6 protein-coding genes and 2 pseudogenes are annotated in these 7513 nt (G+C 63.6%); 2 read left to right on the top strand and 6 right to left on the bottom strand.

Going from position 1 to position 7513, the window contains the following annotated elements; all coding sequences use genetic code 11:
- From JHD67_RS20515 to JHD67_RS20490, 6 genes and pseudogenes are all read right to left on the bottom strand, one after another.
- A pseudogene (locus JHD67_RS20515) lies at positions 1 to 724 on the bottom strand (fimbrial protein); the annotation flags it as partial.
- Between the two features lie 10 nt (positions 725 to 734).
- Entirely contained in the window at positions 735 to 2066 is a 1332-nt protein-coding gene (locus JHD67_RS20510) for a type II and III secretion system protein family protein (RefSeq protein WP_199101020.1), read from the bottom strand.
- Positions 2063 to 3064 carry a Flp pilus assembly protein CpaB gene (gene cpaB / locus JHD67_RS20505; protein WP_199101019.1) on the bottom strand — a complete coding sequence of 334 codons (1002 nt, stop codon included), beginning with the start codon at positions 3062 to 3064 and terminating at the stop codon, positions 2063 to 2065. Before cpaB ends, JHD67_RS20510 begins: the two co-directional genes overlap by 4 nt.
- A 27-nt stretch (positions 3065 to 3091) precedes the next feature.
- A complete protein-coding gene (locus JHD67_RS20500) occupies positions 3092 to 3586 on the bottom strand; it encodes a TadE/TadG family type IV pilus assembly protein (protein WP_199101018.1) in 495 nt (164 codons plus the stop codon).
- Positions 3583 to 4125 (bottom strand): prepilin peptidase, encoded by a 543-nt coding sequence (locus JHD67_RS20495; RefSeq protein ID WP_233172140.1) that lies wholly within the window; start codon positions 4123 to 4125, stop codon positions 3583 to 3585. The genes JHD67_RS20500 and JHD67_RS20495 overlap by 4 nt, the downstream gene beginning before the upstream one ends.
- A 69-nt stretch (positions 4126 to 4194) precedes the next feature.
- Positions 4195 to 4368, bottom strand: a complete 174-nt coding sequence (locus tag JHD67_RS20490; protein ID WP_199101017.1) for a Flp family type IVb pilin — start codon at positions 4366 to 4368, stop codon at positions 4195 to 4197.
- A gap of 575 nt (positions 4369 to 4943) precedes the next feature.
- Here JHD67_RS20490 and JHD67_RS20485 point away from each other — a divergent pair.
- Positions 4944 to 5918 (top strand): AraC family transcriptional regulator, encoded by a 975-nt coding sequence (locus tag JHD67_RS20485; protein ID WP_199101016.1) that lies wholly within the window; start codon positions 4944 to 4946, stop codon positions 5916 to 5918.
- Positions 5919 to 6285: 367 nt separating this feature from the next.
- A pseudogene (locus tag JHD67_RS20480) lies at positions 6286 to 7513 on the top strand (hypothetical protein); the annotation flags it as partial.

Below are 7513 nucleotides of genomic sequence, written 5' to 3'. Positions count from 1 at the left end.
GGGGCAGGGCAGTGCGTACCAGGGTGGCATCGATACGGCCAGCGTGACGCAGGGCGTCGTCCAGGTGGAAATCCGCGCGCAAGCCCATGTATAGGGCGATGTCGCCACGGGAATGCCCCAAGTCGAGCAATAGCACGCTATTGCCAAGGCTCGCCGCATTCGGAGCTTCGGGCTTGGCGCCCGCCGCCAGTGCGCCAAGGTGCGTGGTAAGCGCACTGGCGCCCAGGCCTGGTCGTACACCACACACCACGATCAATTGGCCGCGGCGGCCTTGCGCCGGTGCCGGCGTGGTCTCGGTTCGCTGCGTTTGCGTGAGCACCTCGCCGAGCTGAGCCAGGATCTCATCGTCGGCACTGTCGATATCGACAAAGTGCTTGATGCCTGCGCGCATGGCGGCGAGCACGCCCGCGCCGCGATCGCTCGTGGTGGCACCCATGCCCACCAACACCAGATCCGGCGCGAGCACGCCGAGTTGGCGCACCAGTTCGGTGGAAGCTTCGATGGTGTCGCGGGAGAAGTCGAGCAGCGCGACGCGCGGTTGGTGTTCTTCGATCAGTCGCCGGCTGGTGTGCAGTTGGCGGCTGTCGCACCATGACAGCATCACCAGATGCCGCAAGCGCGCGGAGAAGCGCTGCGCGCTGCTCTCGTCGGGTGAGTACAGCGGCAGGGTGACCTCGAGCGCGGGCGTCTTCAAGGAAACCACCGTGTTGGGGTTGGCCGACATGATGTGCTCCTCAGCGTGAGAAGCCGGGCAGTTGGTCGGAACCGGCGGGGTTGAGTAACCACGAACCCCATACGGGAAGGTTGTTGCGTTCCTCGCGCTCGCCCGGCAGCGGCAGGCTGGTGCCCTTGGCGATGGGGCGCACCAGATGCGGCGTCACGATCAACACCAGCTCCTTGTCGGTGCGGCTGTAGGTCATGTCGCGGAAGAACGCGCCGAGCACAGGGATATCGCCCAGCAGCGGAATCTTGTCGATCTGGCTCGTGATGTTCTGGCTGACCAGGCCGCCGATCACGAAGGTTTCGCCGTCACCCAGCTCCACCGTGGTGTCGGCGCGGCGGGTGATGATGGCGGGTACCGAGGTGCCATTGAGCACCAGTGCATTGGTGTAATCGAGATCGCTGGCCTCCGGCGCGACCTTGAGCGCGATACGGTCCGGAGCGAGTACGGTGGGTGTTACGGTAAGGCCGATGCCGAACGGCTTGTATACGATGGTCGTGGTGCCCAGCCCTTGCGGTTCGGGAATGGGCAGTTCGCCGCCGGAAAGAAAGCTGGCGCTTTGTCCCGACAGTGCCACCAGGGTGGGTTCGGCCAGCACGCGCGCCATGCCATCGCCTTGCAGGAGGTTGATGTTGCTGCTCCAGCTGTGTCGGCCGTTGGCGCTGGTATGTCCCAGCACCAGGTTGAAGGCCGAGGTGATGGCGCTGCCGCTGCCACTGCCACTTGAGGAGGAGCTGTTACCGGATGGCGCGGTAAAGCCGTACTTGAAGCCGTTGTTGGTGGCGCTGAAACTCAGGCCGATCTGGCTCATGGCGGTCCTGTCGAATTCGACCACCTTCACGTCTACCTGCACCACACCGCCGCTGGCGACCGTGGAGGCATCGGTCACCGCACCCTTGTCGCCCACGGCGTTCTGCGCTGCGGCCATGCCGCGCTCGTGCTCGAGCATGCTGCCCGCCTGGCCATGCAATACCGCTTCGTTGTCCTGTACCGCCACTTGCAGGCTGCTGTCGTTCTGCAAGGCGGCTTGACCTGCGCTGCGTACCTCCACGATGAGTCGCTGCGGTGATTCTTCACCGCGGCGCCATAGCAGCAACGTGGTCTGGCCGGGGCGCTTGCCCACCAGTAATGCATCGCGCTTGCCCTTGAGGGTGATCAGGTCGGTCACCGCCGGATCAGCGATGGCGACGCGTTCGATATCCGGCGCCAGGTGCCAGGGGCGCTGTTCGTGTACCTGGAGCTGGATGGCAGCGTCGCCGGCGGCCATCGCACTCACACTGCCCAGCAAGGTGGCGGTCAATGCGAGGCGGGCGAGACGAGTCATGGGCAGCTTCCTGTCACTCATGGCGTCACCGCCACCTGATTGTGGGTACTGGCGGGCGTGCCGGAACCGCGAATGATCTCAAGCCCGCTCGGTGCCGCCGAACGTGGGCGGGGCGCCATCGAGGCGGGCTGCGGCGAGCGCCCGAACAGGCCAGCTTCATCGAGACCGGCATAGGCCTGGTTCTCGGGGGTGTTCAAGTCGCCGCGCTGTTCGGCGGTGAGACCGGTGCGCGGCAGCAGCAAGGGGGCGGGCAGCGGGAACAAGTGGTCGCTGGGCATACCTACGTCGCCGGGGTGACGCAGGGCCAGCGAGAGCTTGCCGCTCTGCGCGCCAAGTACGAGTGGATCAACATCGGCCAGCGGCGTGGCCAGCACCGCCATGCGCGGTGGCGCTTCGTTGGGGTCGGCCTTCGGGGTGGCCGGCGCGGCATCCTTGGTGGCGGCACCCGCCGCATTGGGTAGGTCACGCACGCCATAGGCGAGGACGCGCAGGCGCGAGGCGAGCAGACGGCTTTCCGAATGCTCCTTGCCCAGCGTGTTGCCCGGAACGGGTGTCTTCATGGTGATTACCACGTCGACAAAGTCACCCGGCTGTACGCGGGCACCAATGCCAGTGACCTCATCGATCGGCACGGCAATGGCGCGTTCGCCGGCCTGCAACTGCATGGCCAGCGGATTGGAGAGCAGGTTGCTGGTGATCACGCTGCCTTCGGGAATATCTACCCGTGGCACCTGGCCGACGAGTAGCTCGGGTTGGCCATAGCTGTTATCAGGCAGTGTGCCGACAGGCACCTCGTGCAATGCGCCGGCAGGAATCGGCTCGCCGGCGATGAGACGTTGCGCGGCTACGACGACATGCGTGACGTTGGCCGGCGGGATGGCTGCCGGTGCGGCTTGCGCCTGTGACTGCGGCGCCGGCGTGCTGGCGGCGTTGCGCCGGCCCATGCTGAAGGCCAGCAACGCCAGCACAGTGGCGATGACCACGAGTATCACAGCGGCGATGCGAGAAACATTGTGCATCTGGCCCAAGCCTCCGAGGGAAATCGTTCAGTAGCTTCCGCTCAAATCCAGTTGTACCGTCGCGCTGCTGCTCAGGTTGGGGCCTGTCAGCCAGACAAAGAGCGCGCCGGCCAGTGGAATCAGCGGGCGATTTTTGTAGTCGTATGAGGCCACCACCGTGATGCACGACATGGCGGCATTGCTGGGGCACGTGGCCGGTGAGGAAACGGCGATCGGCTGATACGTGCTGCCCGGTGGTTGCGGGGCGGCGCAATTGGCCGACTCGCCGGAAAAGTTGAGCAGCCACTGCATGGACGACTGCGCCGCCGAGCAGGCAGCCGTCTGCCGTTGCGCCGTGCTGCCATAGTGCAGCGCCGCGCGCGCGCCCTCGGAGGCGGCAAGCGTCAGTGATTGCTGTGCGGCGAAGATCATGACGCCGCTCAAGGTAAGCAGCAGCAGGGGAAGAATCCCAAGCAGGAAGACAAAGGCAAATTCCAGTGCCGCGACGCCGCGCTGATAGCGCTTGGTGTGGTGACGACTCATGAGGTCCCCCACGCCTGCAAGGTAGGGAATGCAATCGTCAGCAATGCCCCTATCGCCAGGTAGGCCGCATGTGGCTGCCCCACGCGACCCCGTCGCGCCAGCTGCATGCGCTGCCACCAGGGCGAGCTGGTCAGCCGGTCACGGGTAACCGTGAATGCGGGTGCTTGTGCCAACCCCGGCATTCGCGCCAACAGCAGCACCGCCACATGAACGCCGGTAAGCAGGCTCCCGATCACCCAGATCGGCAATAGCGCGCGCGCACCCAGCAGAAAGCCAAGGACCGCCAGGAATTTCACATCACCAGCGCCCATCCAGCCGAGTGCATAGAACGGCAGCATGACAAGGAGCCCGATCACCAGCCCGGAGACGGACGGCCATTCGGGTTGTCCCAGCCCCAGCAGCTTGATGGCCAGCGGCAAAACCAAGCCGAGCACCAATGCACCCAACAGCCATGCGTTGGGCACGCGACGCGCATACAGGTCACTCAGCACCACCAGGGTGCTGAGTACGACCGTAAGCATGACGACAGCATTCGGCATGACGACTCCGTCAAATTATTGACGCGATGGGGATGGCGGCGTGGAGGGAGCGTGCCCCCTCGATGGCGATCACGCGGCCGTGACTGCGGCCTGCAGGGCGGTAATGATGCTGTTGAAAACGCCCGTGATACCCGTCTTGAAGGCACCAATCAGGATGGCTGCGACCACCGCCGCGAGAATGCCGTACTCGAGTGCGGAGATGCCGTCTTCATCTTTCAGAAAATTGCGAATCATCGTGTTCATTGCAAACCTCCTAGGTGATTAGCCCAGCTATTGGCGTCAAAGAACGACCCGTTGGCGTGTTACTTGGACCCGCTACGTCAGTGCCTGGGTCGCAAACAGGCCCTGCGAGGGGCCAAAACGGAAAACTTAGCTGTAACCATGCATGTGTCATGCCTGTTGCAGTGCAGACATCGCAGACATGCGCCCCTACGTGAAGGATGCGTATGCACTGCGTGAAGACGTATTTACGTCTAAATGGAAGAATCCTGGCTCGATGCTGCCTGGTTCGTACGATGCATGCGTCATCGGTGTCCCCCTGCGTTTTGCCGGGCCCGACCCTTCCTGGGAGGCTTTTCGGCTGATACACAGTTTTCCTTAGCCCAGTGTGATTACTTACACAAAAACGGCATGTATTCTGATGAACTATGTGATGGCATTCACGGATTCTTGTAGGCGTCATCAAAAAACCCGCCATTGGCGGAATATGTGCACAGCTGTTTTACGTGGTACGTCGGCATCATGCACAGCGCATCCACAGGGATTTGGCTACCGGTATATAGGCGCACCAAGCAGTGGGATGCCTCAGGGGGCAAACGATGGGAGTGGAGAACGCCGCAGGCCTGCACTCGCCCGATCTGGTTACGTTGTCAGGGATCCTGAAGATTTGCGAGCTGGAACTGGTTCTGCTGGGCAAGCAGAGCCCGAAGGCGTTTGCCGATTCGTTGGCGGTGGAAGACGCCGTGCTCTTCAGTGGCGAGGTGGATTTCGCGTTCCGCGGTCGGTTTGCGGTGCCGCCGCAATGGTGCATGTTCGGCTATATCCACCACACGTCCAGCGAAAGTTGGTGCCATGGCACGCCGTTGGGTTCGGACATGGCTTTCACGGTGGTGCCGGAGGGCATCAGCGAAATCATGTTGTCAGCGGGTACTCGGATTACGGCAGTGATGGTTCCACTGCTACGCCTTCACACGCGCTTCGCTGATCTCAAGCCGTTTCAGATGGAACTGCCTAGCCGGGCGCTGTCCTTGTTCCAATTGGCGGAGGATGGGCGCGGCGCGTTGCTTCGTAGCCTGATGGAAGACCTGCGTGACCGCGTATTAGGTGACGAGACAGCCATGTCCACGTTGCAGGATTACAACGTGAATGACCTATTGGAGGTCCATCTGCTCGCCGGTCTCGCTGCACGCGGTGAGGATAGGCCAGTGTGTTCGCGTGGACGCCATGCTCATTACCAGGTGGTGCAGCGCGCGGAAGATTTCATGCGTCAAAACCTGCGTCGCGACATTTATCTCAACGAACTATGCAGCGCGGCAGGCGTGAGCGAGCGCGCCTTGCGTTATGCCTTTGACGATCTTCTCGGGGTATCGCCCAATCGTTATCTATCCATGCTGCGCCTGTGCATGGCCTGCAAGAATCTCACGCTGTCCGATGCCAGCCGACGCTCAGTGAAGTCCGTTGCCTTGAGTTGTGGCTTGTGGGATCTCTCGCGTTTCGCGGATCACTATCGGCGCGTGTTCGGCGAGTTGCCGCGCGATACGTTGATGCGTTCGCCGCCGTTGGAGCTGGCCTGACCATAGTCTTGTAGGGCAGCGCGGCGGCCGTTCAGCGAGTTCTGCCGTATTTGTGCAGCCTCATGCCGGAATTGCACCAAGCCTTGCCGGATAGGCATACGGCGTTGCCGGAATGGAACATCGCGCACCATCTTTATTTCCTCTAATAGGTCCCAGCGTTGCCCATTGCGCATGACGCGCTACGGCGACGTTCTTATGGACCTGCGAACGCCGACACGCCGTGTCAGGCGCCGGCCTTAGAGGGGATACCGCCATGAATCGTATTTATCGTCTTGTGTGGTCCGAGTCTCGTCGCGCTTGGGTCGCGGCGTCGGAACTATCGTCGCAGTGTCGACGTCTTTCGCGCCGAGGAGGCGCCTCGCGCTCCTTGCGCGCCTGTCTTATCGGCGGCATCGCGCTGTGCGCCATGGCGTATCAGCCCTGGGCGCACGCGCAATCCGCGGATGATGCCAAGCTGGATGATCTTCAGCGCCTGATGGCCAAGTATGAGAGTCCAAGCGCGACGGCCCCGCTTGCCGCAACGGCGCAGGTGGGCCAGGGGCTGGCCAATAGGGGGGCGGCCAGCGTGAGCGCGCAGGGTGGTTCGGTAGAGGCTTCCGATCGCCTCTCGGCGCCTGCAAAGCACCACGATATCGTCGGTGTGCGTGTTCGCGCCAAGACCACGCCGGTGGCCGCGACGATTGAACAGATGGCCGCTGGCGTCGCCTTGCCTGGTTCGCTGAGCGCACGGGTCGCCGCGAACGGCGCGGATGCCGATGTCGATGTCGCTCTCGGTCAGCGCCGCATCAACGCGCCCATCGCAGGTAGCGAGGTAGCCGATCGCGTTCGCACCGTGAGCTTGGGTGCGCAACTGGCAGCGACCTCGTCGCTAGGGGTGAGCCAGAACGCGCCGAATGCAGTACTCGGTGCCGATGGCCTGGTGCACATCGCTGTGCCGGCCGCAGGCGCCTCGCAGGGTGCCGCAGCCGCGGTGAATGCCAACCTGGGTGCACAAGTCGGTGTGCTCAGTGCTGGTGGCGACCTGCTCGATGTAAATGCTCGCGCTGGCGTGCATGTACCGTCTCAAATCGTCGGTGCTGACGTACATGTGCGCGTGTCCGCCAACCAGGTGGTGGGCGCGGTCGATGGGCTGCTTGGCTCGGCGGGTGCTGGCGGAGCCGGCGGGGTCGCTTCCTCGTTGCCGGCCACGGTGGATGGTGTAACGGGCGCGGTGAGCGGCATCGTTGCCGGTGCGACCAAGGGCACACCGCTCGCTGGTGTGACGTCGGGTGTGCTGCAGCCGGTCGATGGCACGCTGCATACGGTGGCAACCACGTTGTCGAATCCTGCCTCGGGTCTCGGCGGTGTGCTGGGTGGCGGCGCCGGTGGCGCAACGTCCAGCCTGCCGGCCACGGTGGATGGTGTAACGGGTGCGGTGAGCGGCATCGTTGCCGGTGCGACCAAGGGCACGCCGCTCGCTGGTGTGACGTCGGGTGTGCTGCAGCCGGTCGATGGCACGCTGCATACGGTGGCAACCACGTTGTCGAATCCTGCCTCGGGTCTCGGCGGTGTGCTGGGTGGCGGCGCCGGTGGCGCAACGTCCAGCCTGCCGGCCA

Origin of the sequence: Dyella sp. ASV21, assembly GCF_016428975.1 — a bacterium.
In the GTDB taxonomy this organism is placed as follows: domain Bacteria; phylum Pseudomonadota; class Gammaproteobacteria; order Xanthomonadales; family Rhodanobacteraceae; genus Dyella.
Note: the sequence above shows the minus strand (reverse complement) of the source record. Positions and strands in the feature narration are given on the sequence as shown.

Coding starts and splice junctions, on each gene's coding strand:
- JHD67_RS20510 (WP_199101020.1), bottom strand. CDS start 2,066: ATGAGTGACAGGAAGCTGCCCATGACTCGTCTCGCCCGCCTCGCATTG.
- cpaB (WP_199101019.1), bottom strand. CDS start 3,064: ATGCACAATGTTTCTCGCATCGCCGCTGTGATACTCGTGGTCATCGCC.
- JHD67_RS20485 (WP_199101016.1), top strand. CDS start 4,944: ATGGGAGTGGAGAACGCCGCAGGCCTGCACTCGCCCGATCTGGTTACG.
- JHD67_RS20490 (WP_199101017.1), bottom strand. CDS start 4,368: ATGAACACGATGATTCGCAATTTTCTGAAAGATGAAGACGGCATCTCC.
- JHD67_RS20500 (WP_199101018.1), bottom strand. CDS start 3,586: ATGAGTCGTCACCACACCAAGCGCTATCAGCGCGGCGTCGCGGCACTG.
- JHD67_RS20495 (WP_233172140.1), bottom strand. CDS start 4,125: ATGCCGAATGCTGTCGTCATGCTTACGGTCGTACTCAGCACCCTGGTG.